Origin of the sequence: Pseudomonas yamanorum, from assembly GCF_013386765.1 — a bacterium.
In the GTDB taxonomy this organism is placed as follows: domain Bacteria; phylum Pseudomonadota; class Gammaproteobacteria; order Pseudomonadales; family Pseudomonadaceae; genus Aquipseudomonas; species Aquipseudomonas yamanorum_A.
This window is the reverse complement of sequence record NZ_JACARE010000024.1, coordinates 18143-42789: the sequence shown is the minus strand read 5'-3', so window position 1 is coordinate 42789 and position 24647 is coordinate 18143. Positions and strand designations below refer to the sequence as shown.

The window sequence follows — 24647 nt, the reverse complement described above, 5'->3', positions numbered from 1 at the left end:
TGGCTTGCCTGCGATGGGGCCTGCCCAGTCGCTACAAGCCTTCCAGCGTTTCCAGCAACACCCGCACCTTGGTCATCGACTCCTGATACTCCGCTTGCCACTCCGAGTCCGCGACGATCCCGCCGCCGCCCCAGCAGCACACCTGCCCATCCTTGACCAGCAAGCTGCGAATCGCGATGGAGCTGTCCATCTCGCCGCGCACGTCCAGGTACAGCAGTGACCCGCAGTACAACCCACGCCGCGTCGGCTCCAGCTCGTCGATGATCTGCATTGCACGGATCTTCGGAGCGCCGGTGATGGAGCCGCCGGGGAAGCTGCCGGCAATCAGGTCCAGGGCGTCTTTATCGTCGGCCAGTTCGCCGGTCACGCTACTGACCAGGTGATGCACATTCGGATAGCTTTCCAGGCTGAACAACTCCGGTACTTTCACCGAGCCGGTACGGCAGGTGCGGCCCAGGTCGTTGCGCAGCAGGTCGACGATCATCAGGTTCTCGGCACGATCCTTGGGGCTGGCCAGCAGTTCGGCGGCGTTGGCGGCGTCTTCCGCAGGCGTCGCCCCCCGTGGCCGGGTGCCCTTGATCGGGCGGGTTTCCACCTGGCGCTGGCTGATTTTGACGAAGCGCTCCGGCGACAAACTCAGCACTGCGCCATCGTCCGGCAGGCTCTGGAACCCGGAAAACGGAGTAGGGCAGGCTTCGCGCAGGGCGCAGTAGGCCACCCACGGGTCGCCGCTGCACGGGGCGCGGAAGCGTTGGGCAAAGTTGACCTGGTAGCAGTCGCCGGCCTGGATGTAGTCCTGGATGCGGGCGAGGGCTTGCTGGTAGGTTTGGGCGGTCACGTCCGGGGCCATGGGGCCTTGCAGCTTGAACGTTGCCTGTGGGCTGATGGCGGGCTGGCTGAACAGGTTGATCAAGCGTTGCCGCTCGTTTTCCGCCAGTTTGGGGTGGAACACCAGTTGGCTGGTCTGCGCCTGGTGATCGCTGATCAAGGCCCAGGCGTACAGGCCAAAGCGCGCATCCGGCAGGTGCAGGTCGTCCACGGCCAGGTGTGGCAGTTGCTCAAGATGACGACCGAAGTCATAGCTCAGGTAGCCAATGAGGCCGCCGGCAAACGGCAGTTCGTAGGGCGCGGGAATGTCGGCTTCACCCAGCAACGTCAGGTTTTCCCGCAAGCGTTGCAGGAAATCGCTGCCGCTTTCGTCGGGCAGCACCGCCAGGGTCGTTTCGGGCCAGGCGCTCAGCAGGTCATAACGGCCGCGCTCGGCCGCCGGTCGGCCACTGTCCAGCAGCACCGCGCCGGGCGCATGGCGGATCGCTGCAAAGTATTCGGCAGGGTTGGCCCGGTAGGGCAGCGGATGTACGGAGCAGGTCACTGGGTTTATCCCTCGACCGCCGGAATATGCCCAAACATCTCCTGCACGAACTTCACCCGTTCTTCGGGCGTTTCCGTCACGCCTGCGGCCTTCAGCGCTTCCAGTCGGGCTTCCACCGCATGGGTACGCAAGGTCAGGCCGCAGTCGTTGGCGATCTGGATATTCAGCCCCGGGCGAGCGTTCAGCTCGAGGATCAGCGGGCCTTTTTCCTGGTCCAGCACCATGTCCACGCCGATATAGCCCAGGCCACACAGTTCATAGCAACCGGCGGCGAGCTTCATGAAACCGTCCCAGTTGGGCAGTTGCACGCCGTCCACCGCGTTGGTGGTGTCGGGGTGTTTGGTGATGATGTTGTTCAGCCAGGTGCCCCGCAGGGTCAGGCCGGTAGCCAGGTCTACACCCACGCCAATCGCGCCCTGGTGCAGGTTGGCCTTGCCGCCGGACTGGCGGGTGGGCAGGCGCAGCATGGCCATCACCGGGTAGCCCATCAGCACAATGATGCGGATGTCCGGCACGCCTTCGTAGCTGATGCTCTTGAAGATCTGGTCGGGCACCACGCGGTATTCGATCAGCGCCCGGTCGCGGTGGCCGCCGAGGGAATACAGGCCGGTGAGGATGCTGGAAATCTGATGCTCGATCTCTTCGTGGCTGATGATCTTGCCGGAGACCGTGCGATAGCGCCCTTCAAACCGGTCGGCGATCACCAGGATGCCGTCACCGCCGGCGCCCTGGGCCGGCTTGATCACGAAGTCGCTGCGCCCGCCGATGATCTCGTCGAGCTTGTCGATTTCCTTCTCGGTGGAAATGACCCCGTACATCTCCGGCACGTGGATGCCGGCCGCCATGGCCCGTTCCTTGGTGATGATCTTGTCATCCACGATCGGGTACAGGCTGCGCTTGTTGTACTTGAGCACATAGTCGGCGTTACGCCGGTTGATGCCCATGATTCCCCGCGCTTCCAGGGCCTTCCAGGTCTTCCAGAAGCCGAACATTACGAGTCAGCCTTGAGGAACGCCTTGAAGCGCACCAGTTCGGTCAGGCGGTAGCCGCGATAACGACCCATGGCCAGCATGAAACCCACCAGGATCAGCAGGATCGCCGGGAAGGTGAACACGAAGTAGATCAGCTCCGGCACGCTCATGATGATGTGGGCCAGGGAGGCCGCGAACAGCGTGCCGATCGCGACTTTCATCGCGTGGCCGCCACCGCGCTCTTCCCAGGTGATCGACAGGCGTTCGATGGTCATGGTCAGGATTACCATCGGGAACAGTGCCACCGACAGCCCGCGTTCCAGGCCCAGCTTGTGGCTGAACAGGCTGATGGCCGCGATCAGCACCACCACGAAGGTCAGCACCACCGAGAGCCTCGGTAGCATCTGCAGCTTCAAGTGTTCCAGGTAAGACCGCAGCGACAGCCCCAGCGCCGTAATAATGGTGAACAGCACAATCCCGAAGCCCAACTGTGTCTCGCGGAACGCCAGGGCAATCAGCACCGGGGTAAACGTGCCGAGGGTCTGCAGGCCGATCAGGTTGCGCAGGATCAGGATCACCAGCACGCCAATCGGGATCATCACCATGATCATGAAGGTCTGCTGGGTTTGCAGCGGCAGGCCGTACAGCGAGTATTCGAGGAAGTTGGCGTCGGTGTTTTCGTCCGTCAGCTTGGCCAGGCGGATCGCGTTCATTTCACTGTTGTTGAGGCTGAAGGTCACCATGGCTTTCTTGCCACCGTCGACGGTGATCAGGTTTTCATCGCCGGTCCACCACAGCAGGCGGTCGGCCGGCAGGCCTTGTTCGCCGGTGTCTGGGTTGAAGTACAGCCAGTCATTGCCGTTGAAGCTGCGCAGCCAGAGTTCCGGGGTTTGCGGCTGGTCGGCCACCAGGCGGATGGTGTGGACCTTTTCCACCGGCACGTGGGCGATGGACAGCAGCAGCTCGACGATCTTGGCCTTGTGCGGCGTTGACGGGTCGCCCGCCAGCAGCAGCTTCACGTTGTCGTCGTTGAGGTTGTTGGTGCGCTTGATGGCTTCGCTGATAAAGGTCTCGACGTCGGCCGAGTGCTGGCGGATTGGTGCCAGCAGGGCTTCGGCGGCGATTTTTTCCGGGCCTTCGACGGCAATGCTGTCGCGGAAGGTGGGGCCCTTGACCTTGACCTTTTCACCGCTGTAGCGCTTGGTCAGCACCAGGCGGTAGTAGAGGGTCTGGTTGCCCTTGGCCCGGCGGGCCGACCAGGTGACCTTGCGGTTGCCATCGAGGCGGTTGACGCTCACGCCGTAGTTATTCGAGATAAAGCTTTCGTTCAGGCTGACGAAGTCGCGGCTTAACGGCGGCACGAACATCTGGATTTTCACCGGGTCCTTGGCGCTGGCGACGAACTCGACCTTGGCGTCGATGTTCCACAGGTCGTCGGTGGCGTCCTCGGTGACGGGAATGCCCAGCACGAAAATCTGGTAGGCGGTGACCGAAATGCCCAGGACCACCAACACGGCGATCAGGATTTTCAGGTGCAGATTAAGAGAGCGCATTCAAATTACTCAGCGGTATGAGCGTCGGTGGCGCAGGCAGGTTTGCCCGCCGCGTATTTAAGACTGGGGTCGACCAGCGCATCAAAGCGTTTCAGCGCTTCGGAGCCGATCAGCAGCGGGTATTGGAAAGCGCTGCGGTCAGTCAAGTTCACTTCGATGCTGCGTAAAGCGGTGCCCATGCAGATGTCCAGGGCAATCACTGGACGGGCGGTGTAGTTCTTGTCTTCATCGGGGTCGTAGTCGCCGGCGCGGCGCTTGATCTTGCTCACGCGGGCCAGGGGACGCTCGATGGGGTGGGAATGGGCGGTGTCGATGGCGAGATAAAAGCGTACCCAGGATTCGCCGTTGCGCTTGAAACGCTTGATGTCGCGGGCGCTCAGGGAGGCGGTCTTGGCACCGGTGTCGAGTTTGGCGGCCACTTCCAGGTCAATGCCGGCCAACTTGGCGTATTCATTGAGGCCATACACGGTCTTCTCGGCTGCAACGCCAAGGCCCGGTATGAACAGTAGAAGCAAAAAGGGGAAGGGCTTGAGTCTCATAAATCCTGACGCGGGACAGGCGACTGGCATCGCTGCGCAATCTCTGGTGCGCCTTTCATCCATGGATGGCAGGCAAAAGTGGCCGGCATTCTAACATGAAGGTTTTCTTGTGCCAGCGCTGGCAGCCGGCCATGCCCTGATAGAGTGCAAGGCAGGTTATTAGACGATTGTCGACAATGTGTATTTATTCTTTGACTATCCGGGGCTGATTGGCTAGTTTTTGCGGCATTGCTTTTAAAGGTGTCGACAATATGCTGGATCAACTGGAAACCCCAGTGATGGCCCAAGACGATTCCCAGACCATGTCCGAGAACGTCTTCCGGCGTATCCAGGCCGCCATCGTCAAGGGCGAGATCGCCCCGGGCAGCAAGATCTCCGAGCCGGAACTGGCGCGCACCTACGGCATCAGCCGTGGCCCGCTGCGCGAGGCGATCCACCGCCTGGAAGGCCAGCGCCTGCTGGTGCGCATCCCCCATGTAGGCGCAAGAGTGGTGTCCTTGAGCCATGAAGAGCTGATCGAGCTCTACGAAATCCGCGAATCCCTCGAAGGCATGGCCTGCCGCCTGGCGGCCGAGCGCATGACCGACGCCGAGATTGAAGAATTGCGCCAGGTGCTGCACACCCACGAGCGCGATGCAGCCTTCCAGGCCGGTGTCGGCTACTACCAGCAGGAAGGCGACTTCGATTTTCATTACCGGATAATTCAAGGCGCCGGTAACCGCACCCTGACCCAAATGCTGTGCGGCGAGCTGTATCAGTTGGTGCGCATGTACCGAATCCAGTTCTCCGCCACCCCCAATCGTCCACGCCAGGCCTTTGCCGAGCATCACCGCATTCTTGACGCGATTGCCGATCGCGACGGTGAACTGGCCGAGTTGTTGATGCGCCGGCATATCGGCGCTTCCAAACGCAACATTGCCCGTCACTTCCCGGACGGCGCTCCCCAATCACGAGGTGAGTCATGAGTTCCAATAACAACATCACTCCAGGCCAGCGTTTCCGTGACGCGGTTGCCAGCGAGCAGCCCTTGCAAGTGGTCGGCGCGATCAACGCCAACCACGCGCTGCTGGCCAAGCGTGCCGGGTTCAAGGCGATCTACCTGTCGGGTGGCGGGGTGGCTGCCGGCTCCCTCGGCGTGCCGGACCTCGGCATCACCGGCCTGGATGACGTGCTGACCGACGTGCGCCGCATCACCGACGTGTGCGACCTGCCGCTGCTGGTGGACGTGGACACCGGTTTCGGTTCCTCGGCGTTCAACGTGGCGCGCACCGTCAAGTCGATGATCAAGTTCGGCGCGGCGGCGATCCATATCGAAGACCAGGTGGGCGCCAAGCGTTGCGGCCATCGTCCGAATAAAGAGATCGTGTCCCAGCAGGAAATGGTCGACCGCATCAAGGCCGCCGTGGATGCGCGCACCGATGACAGCTTCGTGATCATGGCCCGTACCGATGCGCTCGCCGTCGAAGGCCTGGAATCCGCCCTGGAACGCGCCGCCGCCTGCATCGAGGCCGGTGCCGACATGGTGTTCCCGGAAGCCATCACGGAGCTTGAGATGTACAAGCTGTTCGCCTCCCGCGTGAAAGCGCCGATCCTGGCCAACATCACCGAGTTCGGTGCAACGCCGCTCTACACCGTCGATCAGTTGAAATCTGCGGATGTTTCCATTGTCCTGTACCCGCTCTCGGCTTTCCGCGCCATGAACAAGGCCGCCGAGAACGTCTACACCGCGATTCGTCGCGACGGCACCCAGCAGAACGTGATCGACACCATGCAAACCCGCATGGAGCTTTACGATCGCATCGACTATCACACCTTCGAGCAGAAGCTCGACGCGCTGTTCGCCGCCAAAAAATAAAGGCTGTTCGCTCACTGTAGGAGCCGGCTTGCCGGCGATGGCGCCTTCAAGGATTGCGCCGATGTCGAGGGACTCATCGCCGGCAAGCCGGCTCCTACAGTAGAGGGTGTGTTGTGAACACGCCTCCCTGAATAACTACAAGATTGGAGATAACCATGGCCGAAGCAAAAGTACTGAGTGGAGCTGGCCTGCGTGGCCAGGTTGCCGGGCAGACCGCACTGTCCACCGTGGGCCAGGCCGGTGCCGGCTTGACCTATCGTGGCTACGATGTGCGCGAACTCGCCGCCGACGCGCAGTTTGAAGAAGTCGCCTACCTGCTGCTGTACGGCGAACTGCCGACCCAGGCCGAACTGGCCGCCTACACCGCCAAGCTCGGCAAGCTGCGCGACCTGCCCCAGGCGCTGAAAGAAGTGCTGGAACGCATCCCCGCCGACGCCCACCCGATGGACGTGATGCGCACCGGTTGCTCGTTCCTGGGCAATATCGAGCCGGAGAAAGACTTCTCCGTGCAGCGCGACGTGACCGACCGCCTGCTGGCCGCGTTCCCGGCGATCATGTGCTACTGGTACCGCTTCAGCCACGACGGCCAGCGCATCAATTGCGTGACCGACGAGCCGAGCATCGGCGGCCACTTCCTGCACCTGCTGCACGACAAGAAGCCCAGCGACTTGCACGTCAAAGTGATGAACGTGTCGCTGATCCTCTACGCCGAGCACGAGTTCAACGCCTCGACCTTCACCGCCCGCGTGTGTGCGTCGACCCTGTCGGACCTGTATTCCTGCGTCACCGCCGCCATCGGCTCCCTGCGCGGCCCGCTGCACGGTGGCGCCAACGAAGCGGCGATGGAAATGATCGAGCGTTTCTCGTCCGCCCAGGAAGCGGTGGAAGGCACCCTCGGCATGCTGGCGCGCAAGGACAAGATCATGGGCTTCGGCCACGCGATCTATAAAGACAGCGACCCGCGTAATGAAGTGATCAAGGGCTGGTCGAAAAAACTTGCCGACGAAGTGGGCGACACGGTGTTGTTCCCAGTTTCCGAAGCCATCGACAAGACCATGTGGGAGCAGAAGAAACTGTTCCCCAACGCCGACTTCTACCATGCCTCGGCGTACCACTTCATGGGCATCCCGACCAAGCTGTTCACCCCGATTTTCGTCTGCTCACGCCTCACCGGCTGGGCGGCTCACGTGTTCGAACAGCGTGCCAACAACCGCATTATCCGTCCGAGCGCCGAGTACATCGGCGTTGAGCAGCGCAAGTTCGTGCCAATCGAACGTCGCTGAGTGGTGGGAATCTGAGGCGCCGGTTTTAAGGATCGGAACCGGTTCAATGTGGGAGCTGGCTTGCCTGCGATAGCATCACCTCGGTGTAACTGACACATCGAGGTGCCCGCATCGCGGGCAAGCCCGGCTCCCACAGGGACCGTGTTCATCCAGGCCCATGCCACAGGTTTTTGCTGTACACCTTACCGTGACCGAGTCCCAGCCTATGAACACTGAACACCGCAAACCGCTGCCCGGCAGCCGCCTCGATTTCTACGACGCCCGTGCGGCCGTCGACGCAATCACCCCCGGCGCCTACGCCACGCTGCCGTACACCTCCCGCGTACTCGCCGAGAACCTGGTGCGTCGCTGCGACCCGGCGACCCTCAACGCGTCCCTGAGCCAACTGATCGAGCGCAAGCGCGACCTCGATTTTCCGTGGTTCCCGGCCCGCGTTGTCTGCCACGACATCCTCGGCCAGACCGCCCTCGTGGACCTCGCCGGCCTGCGCGATGCCATCGCCCTGCAAGGCGGTGACCCGGCCCAGGTCAACCCGGTGGTGCCCACCCAACTGATCGTCGACCATTCCCTGGCCGTCGAAGCCGGTGGGTCTGACCCGCAGGCTTTCGAGAAAAACCGCGCCATCGAAGACCGCCGCAACGAAGACCGTTTCCACTTTATCGAGTGGACCAAAAAGGCCTTCAAGAACGTCGATGTGATCCCGCCGGGCAACGGCATCATGCACCAGATCAACCTGGAGAAAATGTCTCCGGTGATCCAGGTGCGTGACGGCGTGGCCTTCCCGGATACCTGCGTCGGCACCGACAGCCACACGCCGCACGTGGACGCATTGGGCGTGATCGCCATCGGCGTTGGCGGCCTCGAAGCGGAGAGCGTGATGCTTGGCCGCGCCTCGTGGATGCGCCTGCCGGAAAGCGTCGGCGTGGAACTGACGGGCAAGCTGCAACCGGGCATCACCGCCACCGACATGGTGCTGGCGCTGACCGAGTTCCTGCGCAAGCAAAAGGTCGTGGGCGCATGGCTGGAGTTCTTCGGTGAAGGCGCGTCCGCGCTGACCTTGGGCGACCGCGCCACCATCTCCAACATGGCCCCGGAATACGGTGCCACCGCGGCGATGTTCTACATCGATCAGCAGACCATCGCCTACCTGAAACTCACCGGCCGTGAAGACGAACAAGTCGCCCTGGTGGAGCAATACGCTCGCCACACCGGCCTGTGGGCAGACGACCTCAAGGGCGCGCAATACGAGCGTGGCCTGAGCTTCGATTTGTCCTCGGTGGTGCGCAACATGGCCGGCCCGAGCAACCCCCACGCCCGCGTCGCCACCAGCGACCTGGCAGCCAAGGGCATCTCTGGCCAGTGGGATGACGTGCCGGGGCAAATGCCCGACGGCGCGGTGATCATCGCTGCCATCACCAGTTGCACCAACACCAGCAACCCGCGCAACGTGATTGCCGCCGGCCTGCTGGCGCGCAACGCCAACAAGCTCGGGCTGGCCCGCAAGCCGTGGGTCAAGTCGTCCCTGGCGCCGGGTTCGAAAACCGTAGCGATGTACCTCGACGAAGCCGGGCTGACCACTGAGCTGGAGCAGTTGGGTTTCGGCGTGGTGGCGTTCGCCTGCACCACCTGCAACGGCATGTCTGGCGCGCTCGATCCGGTGATCCAGCAAGAGATCATCGACCGCGACCTGTACGCCACCGCCGTGCTCTCGGGCAACCGTAACTTCGACGGCCGCATCCACCCGTACGCCAAGCAAGCGTTCCTCGCTTCGCCGCCGCTGGTGGTGGCCTATGCGATTGCCGGCACCATCCGTTTCGACATCGAAAAAGACGTGCTGGGCCTGGACGCCGACGGCCAGGAAATCCGCCTGAAGGACATCTGGCCGAGCGACGAAGAAATCGATGCAGTGGTCAAGGCCTCGGTCAAGCCGGAGCAGTTCCGCCAGGTCTACATCCCGATGTTCGCGATCCACGAAGACACCGGCCCCAAAGTCACGCCGCTGTACGACTGGCGCCCGCAGAGCACCTACATCCGCCGCCCGCCGTATTGGGAAGGCGCCCTGGCCGGCGCACGTCCGCTCAAGGGCATGCGCCCGCTGGCGGTGCTGCCGGACAACATCACCACCGATCACCTGTCGCCGTCCAACGCGATCATGCTCGACAGCGCCGCCGGTGAATACCTGGCGAAAATGGGCCTGCCGGAAGTCGACTTCAACTCCTATGCGACTCACAGGGGCGACCATTTGACCGCGCAACGCGCCACCTTCGCCAACCCGAAACTGTTCAATGAAATGGTGGTTGAAGACGGCAAGGTCAAGCAGGGTTCCCTGGCGCGCCTGGAGCCGGAAGGCAAGGTCACGCGCATGTGGGAAGCCATCGAAACCTACATGGAACGCAAGCAGCCGCTGATCATCATCGCCGGTGCCGACTATGGCCAGGGTTCGTCCCGGGACTGGGCGGCCAAGGGCGTGCGCCTGGCGGGTGTGGAAGCGATTGCTGCCGAAGGCTTCGAGCGTATCCACCGCACCAACCTGGTGGGCATGGGCGTGTTGCCCCTGGAGTTCCTGCCGGGCACCGACCGCAAGACGTTGAAGATCGACGGCACCGAAACCTACGACGTGATCGGCGAGCGCACCCCGCGTGCGCAACTGACCTTGTTGATCAACCGCAGGAATGGCGAGCGTGTCGAGGTGCCGGTGACCTGCCGCCTGGACACGGCTGAAGAAGTGTCGATCTACGAGGCGGGCGGCGTGTTGCAACGCTTTGCCCAGGACTTCCTGGAATCGGCTGTTACTGCCTGACAACTGTGGCCGGGGTTCGCGCCCCGGCCCATGAGGACCACCATGGCACACGTACCGCAGATCAAGATTCCCGCCACCTACATGCGTGGCGGCACCAGTAAAGGCGTGTTTTTCAGCCTCAAGGATTTGCCCGAGTCGGCCCAGGTTCCCGGTGCCGCACGGGATGCCTTGTTGTTGCGGGTGATCGGCAGCCCCGACCCGTACGACAAGCAAATCGACGGCATGGGCGGCGCCACCTCCAGCACCAGCAAAACCGTGATCCTCGCCAAGAGCACCCGCGCCGATCACGACGTGGACTACCTGTTTGGCCAGGTATCCATCGACAAGCCGTTCGTGGACTGGAGCGGCAACTGCGGCAACCTGTCGGCGGCGGTGGGGTCGTTCGCCATCAGCGCCGGGCTGGTAGACGCGGCGCGGGTTCCGCAAAACGGCGTGGCCGTGGTGCGGGTCTGGCAGGCGAATATCGGCAAGACCATCATCGCCCACGTGCCGATCACCGACGGCGCGGTGCAGGAAACCGGCGACTTCGAACTGGACGGCGTGACCTTCCCGGCCGCCGAAGTGCAGTTGGAATTCATGGATCCGGCGGCGGAAGAAGAGGGCGGCGGTGGCTCGATGTTTCCTACCGGCAACCTGGTGGATGACCTGGAAGTGCCGGGTGTCGGCACGTTCAAGGCGACGCTGATCAATGCCGGGATTCCCACCATCTTCATCAATGCTGAAGACCTGGGTTACACCGGTACCGAGTTGCAGGGCGCGATCAATGGCGACCCAAAAGCCCTGGCGATGTTTGAAACCATCCGAGCCCATGGCGCACTGCGTATGGGCTTGATCAAACACCTGGACGAAGCGGCCCAGCGCCAGCACACGCCGAAGGTGGCGTTTGTGGCAAAGCCTGCGGATTACGTGGCGTCCAGCGGCAAGGCGATCAAGGCAGGCGATGTGGACCTGCTGGTGCGGGCGCTGTCGATGGGCAAGCTGCACCACGCGATGATGGGCACGGCGGCGGTGGCGATTGGCACGGCGGCGGCGATTTCCGGCACGCTGGTGAATTTGGCGGCGGGTGGCGTGGAGCGCAATGCAGTGCGCTTCGGACATCCGTCCGGCACGTTGCGCGTAGGCGCCGAGGCCAGCCAGGTCGACGGTGAATGGGTCGTGAAAAAAGCCATCATGAGCCGCAGTGCGCGAGTGTTGATGGAAGGTTTCGTGCGCGTGCCCGGCGACTCTTTCTAGCGATCACAGGCAGGCGCCAAGACCTGCCTTTTATAAAACTTCAACCCTGACCCTGAGGATGGAATAACCCCTAACTTTTGGAGTACTGCCATGAGCGCCAACGTCGACCAGAACAACCGCCCAGACTACGACCAGGTCCTGCAGGACATCGCCGACTATGTCCTGGACTTCAGGATCGAATCCCGCGACGCACTGGACACCGCCCGTAACTGCCTGATGGACACCCTCGGTTGCGGCCTGCTGGCCCTGCGTTTCCCGGAATGCACCAAGCACCTGGGGCCGATCGTCGAGGGCACGGTGGTGCCGTTCGGCGCACGGGTGCCGGGCACCTCGTTCCGCCTGGACCCGGTCAAGGCCGCGTGGGACATCGGCTGCATCGTGCGCTGGCTCGACTACAACGACACCTGGCTCGCCGCGGAATGGGGCCATCCCTCGGATAACCTCGGCGGCATCCTCGCAGTCGCCGACCATCTCTCGCAAAAGCGCGTGGCCAATGGCGATGCGCCGCTGACCGTGCGGGCGGTGCTGGACGCGATGATCATGGCTCACGAAATCCAGGGCGTGATTGCCCTGGAAAACTCCTTCAACCGCGTCGGCCTCGACCATGTGCTGCTGGTGAAAGTCGCCTCCACCGCCGTCACCGCCAAACTGATGGGCGCCAACCGTGAGCAACTGCTGTCGGCCCTGTCCCAGGCGTTTGTCGATGGCCAGGCGCTGCGTACTTATCGCCATGCGCCGAACGCCGGTTCGCGCAAGTCGTGGGCGGCGGGGGATGCGTCGAGTCGCGGAGTGCGCCTGGCCGATATCGCCATGCGTGGCGAGATGGGTATTCCCGGCGTGTTGAGCGCGCCGCAGTGGGGCTTTTATGACGTGCTGTTCAGCCACACCAACAAGGACCTGGCGCTCAAGCCTGAAGACAAGCGCGCCTTCAGCCTGTCCCAGCCCTACGGCACTTATGTGATGGAAAACGTGCTGTTCAAGATCAGTTTCCCGGCGGAGTTCCACGCGCAAACGGCTTGTGAGGCAGCAGTCACCCTGCACCCGCAGGTGAAGCACCGTCTGCATGAGATCGACAGGATTGTCATCACCACCCACGAGTCGGCAATCCGGATCATTTCCAAGGTCGGGCAGTTGGCCAATGCGGCGGACCGTGATCATTGCCTTCAGTACATGACGGCTGTGCCGCTGGCGTTTGGCAACCTGGTGGCCGAGCAATACGAAGATGAGTTCCATGCGGCCCATCCGATCATTGATGAGCTGCGGGAGAAGATGGTCATCGTCGAAGAGCCGCGCTACAGCCGCGAATACCTGGAGGCCGACAAACGCTCCATTGCCAACGCGGTGCAGGTGTTCTTCAAGGATGGTTCCAGCACCGAACAGGTGGCCGTGGAATACCCGATTGGCCACCGCCGCCGCCGGGTGGATGGCATTCCGTTGCTGGAGGACAAGTTCAAGGCCAACCTGGCGACCCGGTTTACCGCACAGCGCAGTGCCGAGATTTTTGCGCTGTGCAAGGATCAGGAAAAGCTTGAGGCCACCCCGGTAAACCGCTTTATTGAGCTGTTCGTGATCTGAAAAACACCACGGCACTCACTATGTAAACCCAATAAATGTGGGAGCTGGCTTGCCTGCGATGCAGGCACCTCGGTCTTCCAGATACACCGAGGTGATGCCATCGCAGGCAAGCCAGCTCCCACATTTGTTCTGTGTTGTTCAATGGAAAGTGGTCGGCATCATGTCGCTACATGCTGCCCTCGACGTCATCCAGGCTGAACGTCTCGGTATGGTCGTCATAGGAGAAAATCTCCGCATACCGCCCCCACGCCACCACGCTTTCCAGGGTTTTCTCCACAAACGCTTCGGTCAGCGAATCTTCCAGTTCCTGCTCGAAGCGCACCCGCGGCGCCCGATGGCCGCTGCGCTCCAGCAACACCTGGTGAATGCGTGCGGCCAACGGCACGTGGCGGATCAGATGTTCGGCGAACAGGGTTTTACGCTCTTGGGTGCCGTAGTCGGCGAACAGTTTGCCGGCGTCGGTGAGGGTGATGTCGGCGCCCTTGAGTTCGGCGAAGCCCAGATGCTCAAGCATCTCCGCTACCGGGAACAGATCATCGACTTCCAGCAAGCGCCGCTCGGCCACGGTCGGCAGGCCGGCGTGGCCGTTGTAGGGCTCGGCGGCCAGGGTTTCGATCAGGCCGGCCATCAGGTTGGTGGAGACTTCGGGCAGCAGGCTGCCCATTTTCAGCTCAGGCAGACCTCTGCTCGCGTCAGCGCTGCGGCGGTCGGTCATCAGGGCGTAGATGTCATCGACCATCTGCCTGAAGGTCGGGTCCAGGCGGTTGCGCGGGTGTGCAAACGGCACCTTGATCTCGGCCACCACCCGGCCAGGGTTGGACGACAGCACCAGGATGCGGTCGCACATCAGCACGGCTTCTTCGATGTTGTGGGTCACGATCAGGATCGATTTGATCGGCAGTTGCTTGCCGCTCCACAGGTCCAGCAGGTCGGTGCGCAGGGTTTCAGCGGTGAGCACGTCCAGCGCCGAGAAAGGCTCGTCCATCAGCAACAAGGTCGGGTTGACTACCAGACCGCGGGCAAAGCCCACACGCTGGCGCATGCCGCCGGACAGTTCCCGTGGGTAGGCGTTTTCAAAACCGTCCAGGCCGATCAGGTCGATGGCCGCCAGTGCGCGCCTGCGGGTTTCCTTGCGCTCGACCTGCAAGGCCTGCAGGCCGGCCTCGACGTTTTCCAGCACGGTCAGCCACGGGAACAGCGCAAAGGTCTGGAACACCATGGCCACGCCCTCGGCCGGGCCGGTCAGTGGCTTGCCGTTGTACAGGACCTCACCCGACGAGGGCTGGATCAGCCCTGCGATGATCCGCAGCAAGGTCGACTTGCCTGAGCCAGAGCGGCCGAGCATGCCGACAATCTCGCCTTCGTGCAGGCTCAAATCCACGCCGCTGAGGACTTGCAGCTCGTCTTTACCTTTGCCGAACACCCGGTTCACGTTTTTCAACGAATAGATTTCCGGGGTGTCGGCGGCATGCTCGGTATAGGTAGTCATCTCAGCGAATCCCATCAATTCAGACGAAGTTTGTTTTCAGCGATGGCGTACATCGGCCGCCAGACCGCGCGGTTGAACGCCACCACGAAGATCGACATCACCACCACGCCCAGGGCGATCTTCGGGAAGTCGCCGGCAGCGGTGGTCTGTGCGATGTAGGCGCCCAGCCCGTGGGCGACCACGTTGTCCTGGCCCCAGGACACGTACTCGGACACGATACTGGCGTTCCAGGCACCGCCCGAGGCGGTAATGGCACCGGTGACGTAGTACGGGAAAATCCCCGGCAGCATCACTTTGCGCCACCACAACCAGCCACGAATGCGGAAGTTGGCGGCGGCTTCCTTGAAGTCATTGGGAAACGCGCTGGCGCCGGCGATCACGTTGAACAGGATGTACCACTGGGTGCCCAACACAATCAGCGGGCTCAGCCAGATATCCGGGTTGAGGTTGTAGTGCAGGATCACGATGACGAACACCGGGAACAGCAGGTTCGCCGGGAACGCCGCGAGAAACTGCGCCAGTGGCTGGATTTTTTCCGCCAGGGCCGGGCGCAAGCCGATCATCACGCCTAGAGGTACCCAGATCAGCGAGGCGATCAGGATCAGGCCCGCCACCCGCAACAGGGTGATCAGGCCCATCAAAAATACATGGCCGACTTCGGCCAAGGTCACCTCGGTGCCGACGTACTGCACGATGTGATACAGCGCATAAGCGGCCAGCAATGCAATGAGTGTGCCCCACACCCAGTCGATCACTTTTGATGCTTGCGGGGTTTCTGCCGGCAACGCCTTGAGTGCACCGCCGGCCAGGCTGAAGCGTTTGTTGCCCAGGCGGCTGACGGTGCGGGTAACAGGCCGCAGGATGCGCTGGACGATGCGCGTGCGCTGGATCAGGTTCAACAGCCAGGATTGCGGCGCCGCGCCTTGGGAGGCGGTGGTTTCCATGCGGAACTTGTCGGCCCAGGCCACCAGCGGGCGGAACAGGAACTGGTCGTACATCAGGATGACCACAATCATCGCCAGGATCACGTATCCCACGGCGTGCAGGTCTTTCTGGGCAATCGCCAGGGCCAGGTACGAACCCACGCCCGGCAAGGTGATGGTCTTGTCGCCGACGGTAATGGCCTCGGAGGCGACCACGAAAAACCAGCCGCCGGACATGCTCATCATCATGTTCCACACCAGCCCCGGCATGGCGAAGGGCACATCGAGCTTCCAGAACCGCTGCCAGCCGGAAAGCCGCAGGTTGGTCGATACTTCCACCAGGTCATGGGGCAGCATGCGCAGCGACTGGTAGAAGCTGAACGTCATGTTCCAGGCCTGGCTGGTGAAAATCGCAAAGATGGCCGCCAGCTCCGCGCCGAGCACGCGCCCGGGGAACAGCAGCAGGAAGAACGTCACGGTAAACGAGATATAACCCAGCACCGGTACCGATTGCAGGATGTCGAGCACGGGCACCAGCAGCTTCTCGGCGCGCCGGCTTTTAGCGGCCAGGGTGCCGTACAACAGGGTGAACACCAGCGCTGCAACCATCGCCGCGAGCATGCGCATCGTGGTGCGCATCGCGTATTCCGGCAGGTTGGCCGGGTCCAGCGAGATGACTTCACTTTGCAAGGTAGCGATGGGCGCCCAGGTTTCCCGGGCAGTGATGGAGAAAAACAGTAAAAAGCCGATCACCAGGGGCAGGGCGACCAAGTCCCAGCGGTTGGGCAGCAAGCGCAACGTGGACGCAGGTATGTAGTGACGGAGCACTCTTTTCATAGGCAGTCATTCCTGCAGCGTTCAGGTTCAGGGCGTATTGGGAGTGAGCTTAGCTGCTGCACGAATGACCCACCGGGAAGGAAGGGCGCTGTTTTCGCGAGTCAGGGCAACGAGGCGTTGTTGGCGGGATTGTACGTTTCTGAATGTTACAAGCACATAAATTTGCTGTCAGTTTGCTGTACGAACTGCGGCTAGGTCGTTGGCGCCCCAGCCGCTGCCCGGCGGCTATTCAAACCGCAGGATCACCCGGCGGTTGTGTTTGCTTTTCTTCTCGATTTTTTCGCAGAACACCCGGCCGATTTCCTCGGTATTGGTCACATGGGTGCCGCCGCAAGGCTGGATGTCGATCCCGGTAATTTCGATCACCCGTACCGAACCCTGGATCACCGGCGGTGCCACCGCCTGGGTGCGGGTGATCTGCAGCAGGGTGGAATACTCCGAGGCGGGCATCGACAGGGTTTTCACCGCGTGTGCCTGTTCGATCAAGGCGTTGAGGTCGCGGGTGATGGTCTCTTTGTCGAGGGTCATTTCCGGCAGGTCGAAATCCAGCCGGCCCTTGTCGAAGCTGATGCTGCACCCGGTCACAGGGGCATCAATGATTGAGCACAGCAGGTGCAGGCAGGTGTGCATTTTCATGTGCTGGTAGCGGCGCTCCCAGTCCAGGCTTGCGTCCACCTGCATCCCGGCGGCCAGTTGTTCGGGGCAGTGTTCCACTTGATGCCAGATGATCGAGCGCAGCACCGGGTCGCGCACGGTGCCGGTGATGTCGACGCGGCTGCCGTCGGGCAGGATGAAGTGGCCGGTGTCGCCTGGTTGCCCGCCGCCGGTGGGATAGAACAGCGTGTGCTCCAGGGCGATCCCCTGTTCACTGACGGCAATCACCCGCGCACTGAAAGCGTTCTGGTAAGGCGCGCTGTCGAACAGCGCGAGGGTTTCCATGGTGTGCACGGACATGTTCAACCTCCGACGATCAGTGGGCTGGCTTGCAGCAGGCGACGAACCATCGCGCTTAAGCCAGGGGGAGAGAGCAGGGTGATTTCAAATTCGGGCCCGGTCACTTTCAGGTTCAGCGGCAGGCGCGGCGGGTAACTGTTGGTTTCTATGTGCCGCAGGCGGAACTGCAGGTGATGGCGTTCCTTGACCGTGGGTTCCAGCAGCAGGCCGGGCAGGGGATGGAAGTCGGCGTCCAGCACCGTCACCTTGTGGCTGGCGTTGACCTCGCCGACCACGTGCAGGCGTTCGTCGAGGGCGAACGCGCCGAGGTAGTTGCTGTGGTCCGACTCGTCGTTTTTCTGCAACTGGATCTGGTTGACCACCTTGACCTTGGTACCGGCCGGCACGTCCTGGGTGATCACGCAGGAAGGGCTGATGAACACGTTGTCGCCGATCAGCACATAGCCCAGCACCCGCGCGCCGGAACCGACTTCCACGTTGTTGCCCAGGCGTGGATGGCGCTTGCCGTCCGGGTTGTTGGCGATGCCCCGGGCGCCGAGGGTCACGCCGCAGAGGATGTAGCAGTCGTTGCCGATCTCGCAGGTTTCGCCGATGACCGTGCCGTAGCCGTGGTCCAGCACAAAGCGCCGGCCGATGCGGGCGGCGGGGTGAATTTCGGCGCCGGACAGAATCTTGCCCTGGTTGCTCAGCTTCAGGGCGATGGCACAAAACGCGCCGTCGCCCTTGTCCGGGAAATTCCATACCTGGTGCGCCAGCCGGTAGTACAGCACCGCCTTGAACGAGGCATAGGATTCCAGGATCAGCTCCCCGCGCCCACGGGAGGCCGGGTCGCGCCAGGCATAGGCGATCAGGTCTTCGGCCACCGCCTGGGCCGCTGTCTGGACCAGCGTGCCAAGGTGCTCCTCCAGTTGCTTCAACTGCGCGGGCGCCAGCGTGGTGATGAGGTGGGTGAGCAACTCATCGTGCAGTTGTTGCATGTCGATAAAGCCCCCCATGGAGGCACCCCCGCAATAGTTGTTATTCAAAACAGGGCAAGTAGCTGTCGGCACTGTCGTAGACCATGGTCAGCACGACGGTGTCGGTGCGCAGTTCCGGTGCCAGCTTGGCGATGGCCACCATGTTGGCGGCCGACGACAGCCCGAGGCTGATGGCGTCGGTGCGCATGATGCGTTTGATCATGTCGAGGCATTCCTGGCGCGATACCTTGAGCATCCCGTCAATGATCGCGACGTTGAGGATGCTCGGGATCAAGCCGATGGACAGGCCCTGGATATGGTGCGGCGCGTGGCGGTCGCTGAGCAGGTCGCATTCTTCCGGCTCCACGCCCATCACGCGGACCGCCGGCCAGGCGCTCTTGAGGGTTTCGCCGATGCCGGTGATGTGGCCGCCGGTGCCGATGCCGCTGACGAAGTAGTCCACACGCTTGTCGCCGAAGGCGCGGATGATTTCCCGGGCGGTGGTGTCGCGGTGGGTTTGCGGGTTGGCGCCGTTGCGCTGCTGGTTGAGCATCACGTAGCTGGGGTTTTCCAGCTGCAGCTCCATGCACTTTTCGCCGTGGGAATTGTTGCCCAGGCGGCTGTCCGACAGCACTACCCTGGCGCCGTACAGGCGCAGCAGTTTCTGCTTCTCGGGGCTGTAGTTGTCGGGAATCACCAGCACCACTTTGTAGCCCAGCACATTGCCGGCCATCACCAGGCCGATGCCGGTGTTGCCGCCGCTGGGCTCGATGATGGTCTGGCCTGAACCACGGATCAGAATGCCCCGGCGCTCGGCGTCGAGGATCATGCCCAGGGCGATGCGCGCCTTGTGGCTGCCGCCGGGATTGAGGGATTCCAGCTTGGCGTAGACCTCGATGCCGAGGTCTTCGGAAAACTGTTCCAGGCGCACGATGGGCGTTTGGCCAATGGCGTCGAGTATCGAGTTATGCAACATCAAGTAAGAACCCATGGCCGCTGATCAGTACAAAGGCATGTCGGGTTCGACGTCGCGAACCCAGTGTTTCATGCCACCTTGCAGTACTTTGGTGTTGGCGAAGCCGGCGGCCAGCAAGGTGCTGGCGGCTTGCTCCGCGCGGGTCCCGGCGTAGCAGATCAGGTAGTGGGTGTTGTCGCGGCTGAGGTTGGCGAGTTGCCCGTCGAGTTCGGCCAGGGGGATGTGCACCACCCCAGGCAACTTGCACACTTCCAGCTCGCTGGCATCGCGCACGTCCAGCAGCACGTCGGCCTTGCTGTGTTGTTCGAGCAGTTGCTTGAGTACCCGTGGCTTGATGTAGCGCTCTTCGGCGAGCGACGGCTGGCTTGGCATGGCATCGGCGCAGACGGCGGGTGCGATGGTTTGGCTGTGGCGCAGTTCCGAGCAGCAAGGGCAGTCGGCGCGGCGCTTGAAGCGGATCTCGCTGAATTTCATCGCCAGTGCATCAAAGCGCATCAGCCGGCCCGACAGCGGTTCGCCAATACCAATCAACAACTTGATGGCCTCGGTGGCCTGGATCATCCCGACCACGCCCGGCAATACGCCGATGACGCCACCGGCGCTGCAATTGGGCGCCAGTTCCGCCGGCGGGGCCTGGGGAAACAGGCAGCGGTAGCACGGCCCGCCTTTATAGTTGAGCACGCTGATCTGCCCGTCGAAGCGGTAGATGGCGCCGTACACCAACGGCTTGCCCAGTTGAACGCAGGCGTCGTTGACCAGGTAGCGGGTTTCGAAATTGTCGGTGCCGTCGATCACCAGGTCGTAGGCGCCCACCAGTTCCAGGGCGTTGTCGGTGTTGAAGGCGGTGTCGTAGATGTTGATCTGGATGTGGCTGTTCAGGTCCTGCAAGCGCTGCTTGGCGGACTCGACCTTGGGCAGGCCCAGGGTGCTGTTGCCGTGGACGACCTGGCGTTGCAGGTTGCTGCTTTCCACCACGTCGAAATCCACCAGCCCCAGGGTGCCGATGCCGGCCGCCGCCAGGTACAGGCTGATGGGCGAACCGAGGCCGCCGGTGCCGATGATCAGCACGCGGGCTTTCTTCAGGTTCAACTGGCCTTCGCGGCCGACGCCGGGCAGGGTGATGTGGCGCACGTAGCGCTGCACTTCCTCGTTGCTCAACTGGTCGACGTCCATGCCGCCGGAGGTGGCCAGCAGGACCTCGATTTTTGCCTTCTCAGGCAATGTGTCGTTGGCGTCGATCAGCTCTTCCTCGGCGGTAAACAGGAAGTGCTCCTTGAGCTGGTTGTTCTCGTAGAGCAAGTGCGCCCGCAATTGCGGGTGCTCGGTGCACAGGTTTTCAATGACTTCGCGCAATGTCGATCCGGCACCCTCGAGGGTCGATGCTGGCAGCTTGGCCACGCGGACCAGGATGTCGGGGAAAGAGACAGCGTTCATGCACAACTCCGTTTGCAGGTCGTTGAAGGGGTTTTGGGCGAAGCGCTTGCCATCCCAGGCAAACAGCTTGGAACCTTGGGTCTGGCCCTGGCGAACATCCACCACCAGGTAGCTCACGGGGTAGATCGGCTCGCCCATGAAGAGGGCCTTGTCCTGGTCTTCGTCGCTGAAATACGCGCCGACGTCAGGGTGGGAGTGGTAGATCACCACCACCGGGTTATCACTGCGAAACGCCTTGTTCATCATCAGCGTGTCGGCCACCGAAAAGGTGTAGCCGTTGGCAGCGCTGCGTGAATACATCTCGGGGTTCTTGCGGTGCAACTCGTTCTGGATATTGCTGCCCAGGTACACGCTGCCATCGGCGAAAACAAAGCCGCAGCATTCCTCGGGATAGCTGCGGTCGGCGTGGGCGTAAATCTGCTCCAGGGCGTTTGGGCTCAGGACCTTCATCTCAGTTTTTCTTCGCCAGGAGCTTTTCGATGGGCAGCTTGGTAATCGCAAAACCGGCCAGCAGGATCGCCGAATACATCATCAGGTCCTTGGAAATCTGCACGCCTTCGTACCAGCTGCCGATGATCACGGCGAACACCGGGAAGATGATGAACACGAACGACAAAATGATCGGGCTCAGGCGCTTGAGCAGCATGAAGTACACGATAAAACCACCTACCGAAGCCACCAGGCCGAGGTAGAACAGCGCACTCCAGGAGCGCAGGGTGATGTCTTCGAAGGTCGGGGTTTCAAACCACAGCCCGGCGACAAACAGCATCAGCCCGGCGATGCCGATGGGCAGGGTGTTGTAGGTGATCACGCTGATGGCGCTGCCTTGTTTCTTGGTAATCACGTAGCACAAGGCATGCATGATCGCGGCGGCCAGGATCGCCAGCACCCCGAAGAACTCGGCATGGTCCAGGTGCAGGCCCTGGCTCTTGATGATCATGTACAGGCTGCCGAAACCGATGGCGATACCGACCACCTGGGAAAAGTAGATGCGCTCGCGCAGGAACAACGCGGAGAAAATCAGGATAAACACCGGCATGCAGCTGAACAGCAGGGCGGTGAGGCCGGACGAGACATGCATCTCGCCGTAGTTGAGCAGGTAATACGGAACGCTGAAGTAGGACAGCGTCACGAACACGAAGAACCAGCGGCTCTCCCGGGGAAACAGGATCGGCTCGCGGCGCACCCAGGCAAAACACAGGAACAGCGGGAACGCGATCAGAAAGCGCAGCCCGGCGGAGGTCAGCGGCGGCACGCTTTCCACGGCGATCTTGATCCCAAGCCAGGTGGTGCCCCAGCTCAGGCACACAATCAGGAACATCACACTGGTAATCAGCCCAGCCAACCACTGCTTGTGAGTTTTTGTTTTTTCAGCGTTTTCGAGAACGGCGGACATTGGCATCGTGACATTGCTTCCATGAGACCGAATTGACCTCTATATTGAGTGCCTTGATTCGGTGATTGAACCCGTAAAAGCACACTATTAGGGCGAATGATGGCTGTCAAAACAAATATTGACATGGTGTCAATTATGCGAGAAGGACTCTCCAGCGGGCAGGGCGTGAAGTACAAACGCCTGTCCGATGTCATGGAGCGGGGCATTCTTGAAGGCTTGATTGAACCGGGAAGAAAACTGCCACCTCACCGGGTGCTTTCCGACAATCTGGGGGTAACCATTGGCACCATCAGCCGCGCCTACGGTGAGTTGGAGCGGCTGGGGTTGGTGGTGGCGCGCGTGGGTGACGGCACCTTCGTGCGCAAGCGTGGGATGGAGCGCCAGCGGGATGAAGGCTTTCGCAACTTCAGCGATGAGCCGCGGCAATACTTTGATATGAGCCGCAACATGCATATCCCGGGGCAGGAGACCACGTTCCTGGCCCAGAGCTTCCAGACCCTGGCCACCAACGCCAAGTTCTTGCAGGACATCAGTGCCTACACCCCGGACGCCGGGCTGCCGCGCTACCGTGCGGCGGGTGCACAGTGGCTGGTGCAGCGGGATTTCCACCCGATTCCCGAGCAGGTGATTTGCGTGAATGGCGGCCAGCACGGGCTGCTGTGCGCACTGATGGCGCTGCTGCGGGCCGGCGACACGGTGGTCACCGAACAACTGACTTATCCGGGGCTGATCACCGCCGCGCGGATGCTGGGAATCCGCCTCATCGGCCTGGAAATGGATGAAGAAGGCCTGCTCCCAGGGGCGCTGGATGAAGTCTGTCGCAATCACCGGGTGTCGGCGTTGTACTGCACGCCGACCATCCAGAATCCTACGACTGCGGTGCTGTCGGTCGCGCGTCGGGAGGCGTTGGTCAAGGTGTGCCGTGAGCACAATCTGCTGATTCTTGAGGACGAGGCCCACGGTGTGCTGGTGGAAGATCGTCCGCCGCCCCTGAGCTATTTCGCCCCGGAACGTACGATTCTGATCAGCAGCCTGAGCAAGGCGGTGTCGGCCGGGTTGCGCGTCGGGTACGTGCATGCGCCGCCGGCGCTGGTCAGCCGGATTTCCGCGGCCCTGCGCTCAACCTGCTGGATGGCCACCCCGGTGACCCTGGAACTGGCGACCCAATGGATCGAAAACGGCACGGCTGAGCACCTGTTGCACCAGCAGATCCAGGAGATCAGCCGGCGCAAGGCGTTGGTTGAAGGATTGCTGATCGGGCTGGAGTACCGCACCCACCTCAATAGCCCGCACTTCTGGATCGAAGTCCCGGAGCCTTGGCGCGCGTCGGAAATCGAGGCGGAGTTGAAGCAGAATAATTACCTGATTGCCACCGCCGAGGCGTTTGCGGTGGGGCAGACGGCGGTGCCGCAGTTTATCCGGGCGAGCATCTGCAATACGTCGGGGGATGATCAGTTGCTGCTGGACGGGTTTGATGCGCTGGCGACGGCGTTGGGGCAGGGTGGGGGGCGGTTTCACCTATAGGCAGGTTGACCGCGTTATCGTTCATCGCGGGCAAGCCCGGCTCCCACAGGGGAATGCATTCCAATGTGGGAGCTGGCTTGCCTGCGATAGCGCTGGTTCAGGCCATGAAGATTACTTGAACCGCCGCTCCACCCCTTTTTCCACCAGAATCTTCGCGGAAATCTCTTCCACCGAAAAATGCGTGGAATTGATGTGCGCAATATTCTCCCGGCGGAACAGATTTTCTACTTCCCGCACTTCAAATTCGCACTGCGCATAGCTGGAGTATCGGCTATTGGGCTTGCGTTCATTGCGAATCGCCGTCAGCCGGTCCGGGTCAATGGTCAGCCCGAACAGCTTGTGCTGGTGCGCGCGCAGGGCGGCAGGCAGCGTCAAGTGTTCCATGTCGTCTTCGGTCAGCGGGTAGTTGGCCGCGCGAATCCCGAATTGCATGGCCATATAGAGGCAGGTCGGCGTCTTGCCGCAGCGGGACACGCCCACCAGGATCAAATCGGCCTTGTCGTAATAGTGGGTGCGGGCGCCGTCGTCGTTGTCGAGGGCGAAGTTCACCGCCTCGATCCGCTCCATATAGTTGGAGTTGTGGCCAATGGAGTGAGATTTTCCGACGGAGTATGACGAATGTTCACTTAACTCTTGTTCCAGCGGCGCCAGGAAGGTAGAGAAGATGTCGATCATGAAACCATTGGAGGTCGCGAGGATCTCACGAATGTCCTGATTGACGATGGTGTCGAAAATGATCGGACGGAATCCGTCTTTTTCGGCCGCCAGATTGATTTGTTGTACCATGGCTCGCGCTTTATCCACGCTGTCTATATACGGTCGCGTGAATTTGCTGAAGGTAATGTTTTCGAACTGCGCCAACAGGCTTTGACCCAGGGTTTCGGCTGTGATGCCGGTGCCGTCGGAGATAAAGAAAGCAGATCGTTTCATTTGAGCCTTGGGCCTTAAGCTGATGACGAATCTTGGATATGATAGGC

The 24647-nt window shown here is 61.8% G+C and carries 19 protein-coding genes; 7 read left to right on the top strand and 12 right to left on the bottom strand.

What is annotated here, in order from left to right; all coding sequences use genetic code 11:
- Positions 1-31 precede the first annotated feature (31 nt).
- Genes pabB through rloA form a run of 4 tightly spaced genes read right to left on the bottom strand, consistent with a single transcriptional unit; the run spans position 32 to position 4435 of the window.
- Positions 32-1372: an aminodeoxychorismate synthase component I gene (gene pabB / locus HX875_RS19525; RefSeq protein ID WP_177044774.1), complete on the bottom strand. Its 1341-nt coding sequence runs from the start codon at positions 1370-1372 to the stop codon at positions 32-34.
- A gap of 5 nt (positions 1373-1377) precedes the next feature.
- Positions 1378-2364, bottom strand: a complete 987-nt coding sequence (locus HX875_RS19520; protein WP_177044772.1) for an alpha-L-glutamate ligase-like protein — start codon at positions 2362-2364, stop codon at positions 1378-1380.
- Complete coding sequence (gene rloB / locus HX875_RS19515) at positions 2364-3896, bottom strand: osmotic stress tolerance membrane protein RloB (protein WP_003214971.1); 1533 nt, start codon at positions 3894-3896, stop codon at positions 2364-2366. Before rloB ends, HX875_RS19520 begins: the two co-directional genes overlap by 1 nt.
- Before the next feature lie 5 nt (positions 3897-3901).
- Positions 3902-4435 carry a retropepsin-like aspartic peptidase RloA gene (gene rloA / locus HX875_RS19510; RefSeq protein ID WP_177044770.1) on the bottom strand — a complete coding sequence of 178 codons (534 nt, stop codon included), beginning with the start codon at positions 4433-4435 and terminating at the stop codon, positions 3902-3904.
- A gap of 251 nt (positions 4436-4686) precedes the next feature.
- Between rloA and HX875_RS19505 the strand changes: the two genes are divergently transcribed.
- The 6 genes from HX875_RS19505 (at position 4687) to prpD (ending at position 13181) form a co-directional block, all read left to right on the top strand.
- Positions 4687-5400: a GntR family transcriptional regulator gene (locus HX875_RS19505; protein ID WP_008432676.1), complete on the top strand. Its 714-nt coding sequence runs from the start codon at positions 4687-4689 to the stop codon at positions 5398-5400.
- The gene (prpB, locus tag HX875_RS19500; protein WP_177044768.1) at positions 5397-6290 is read left to right on the top strand and encodes a methylisocitrate lyase; all 894 of its coding nucleotides are present in this window, start codon (positions 5397-5399) and stop codon (positions 6288-6290) included. The genes HX875_RS19505 and prpB overlap by 4 nt, the downstream gene beginning before the upstream one ends.
- 155 nt (positions 6291-6445) lie before the next feature.
- Positions 6446-7573 (top strand): bifunctional 2-methylcitrate synthase/citrate synthase, encoded by a 1128-nt coding sequence (gene prpC / locus HX875_RS19495; protein ID WP_010176436.1) that lies wholly within the window; start codon positions 6446-6448, stop codon positions 7571-7573.
- Between the two features lie 205 nt (positions 7574-7778).
- Positions 7779-10373, top strand: coding sequence for a Fe/S-dependent 2-methylisocitrate dehydratase AcnD (gene acnD, locus HX875_RS19490; RefSeq protein ID WP_177044766.1), 2595 nt, complete (start codon positions 7779-7781; stop codon positions 10371-10373).
- Positions 10374-10415: 42 nt separating this feature from the next.
- Positions 10416-11606, top strand: a complete 1191-nt coding sequence (gene prpF / locus HX875_RS19485; RefSeq protein ID WP_177044764.1) for a 2-methylaconitate cis-trans isomerase PrpF — start codon at positions 10416-10418, stop codon at positions 11604-11606.
- A gap of 90 nt (positions 11607-11696) precedes the next feature.
- A complete protein-coding gene (gene prpD / locus HX875_RS19480) occupies positions 11697-13181 on the top strand; it encodes a 2-methylcitrate dehydratase (protein WP_177044762.1) in 1485 nt (494 codons plus the stop codon).
- Between the two features lie 166 nt (positions 13182-13347).
- On the opposite strand, the gene HX875_RS19475 is transcribed toward prpD, so the two are convergent.
- From HX875_RS19475 to HX875_RS19445, 7 genes are all read right to left on the bottom strand, one after another.
- Positions 13348-14670: an ABC transporter ATP-binding protein gene (locus HX875_RS19475; RefSeq protein WP_177044760.1), complete on the bottom strand. Its 1323-nt coding sequence runs from the start codon at positions 14668-14670 to the stop codon at positions 13348-13350.
- A gap of 14 nt (positions 14671-14684) precedes the next feature.
- Positions 14685-16430 carry an ABC transporter permease gene (locus HX875_RS19470; protein WP_177044759.1) on the bottom strand — a complete coding sequence of 582 codons (1746 nt, stop codon included), beginning with the start codon at positions 16428-16430 and terminating at the stop codon, positions 14685-14687.
- A gap of 225 nt (positions 16431-16655) precedes the next feature.
- The gene (locus tag HX875_RS19465) at positions 16656-17384 is read right to left on the bottom strand and encodes an alanyl-tRNA editing protein (RefSeq protein ID WP_177044757.1); all 729 of its coding nucleotides are present in this window, start codon (positions 17382-17384) and stop codon (positions 16656-16658) included.
- A 2-nt stretch (positions 17385-17386) separates the two neighbouring features.
- Complete coding sequence (locus HX875_RS19460) at positions 17387-18379, bottom strand: serine O-acetyltransferase (RefSeq protein ID WP_177044755.1); 993 nt, start codon at positions 18377-18379, stop codon at positions 17387-17389.
- A gap of 22 nt (positions 18380-18401) precedes the next feature.
- Positions 18402-19316, bottom strand: coding sequence for a PLP-dependent cysteine synthase family protein (locus HX875_RS19455; RefSeq protein ID WP_177045152.1), 915 nt, complete (start codon positions 19314-19316; stop codon positions 18402-18404).
- A gap of 24 nt (positions 19317-19340) precedes the next feature.
- The gene (gene moeB / locus HX875_RS19450; protein WP_177044753.1) at positions 19341-21200 is read right to left on the bottom strand and encodes a molybdopterin-synthase adenylyltransferase MoeB; all 1860 of its coding nucleotides are present in this window, start codon (positions 21198-21200) and stop codon (positions 19341-19343) included.
- 1 nt (position 21201) lies between these two features.
- Positions 21202-22095, bottom strand: a complete 894-nt coding sequence (locus HX875_RS19445) for a DMT family transporter (protein ID WP_177045149.1) — start codon at positions 22093-22095, stop codon at positions 21202-21204.
- Between the two features lie 150 nt (positions 22096-22245).
- On the opposite strand from HX875_RS19445, the gene HX875_RS19440 reads away from it, so the two are divergent.
- The gene (locus HX875_RS19440; RefSeq protein WP_177044751.1) at positions 22246-23670 is read left to right on the top strand and encodes an aminotransferase-like domain-containing protein; all 1425 of its coding nucleotides are present in this window, start codon (positions 22246-22248) and stop codon (positions 23668-23670) included.
- Positions 23671-23781: 111 nt separating this feature from the next.
- Here the strand turns inward: HX875_RS19440 and ppsR are convergent, their stop codons facing one another.
- Positions 23782-24600, bottom strand: coding sequence for a posphoenolpyruvate synthetase regulatory kinase/phosphorylase PpsR (gene ppsR / locus HX875_RS19435; protein WP_010176424.1), 819 nt, complete (start codon positions 24598-24600; stop codon positions 23782-23784).
- Positions 24601-24647: the final 47 nt, after the last annotated feature.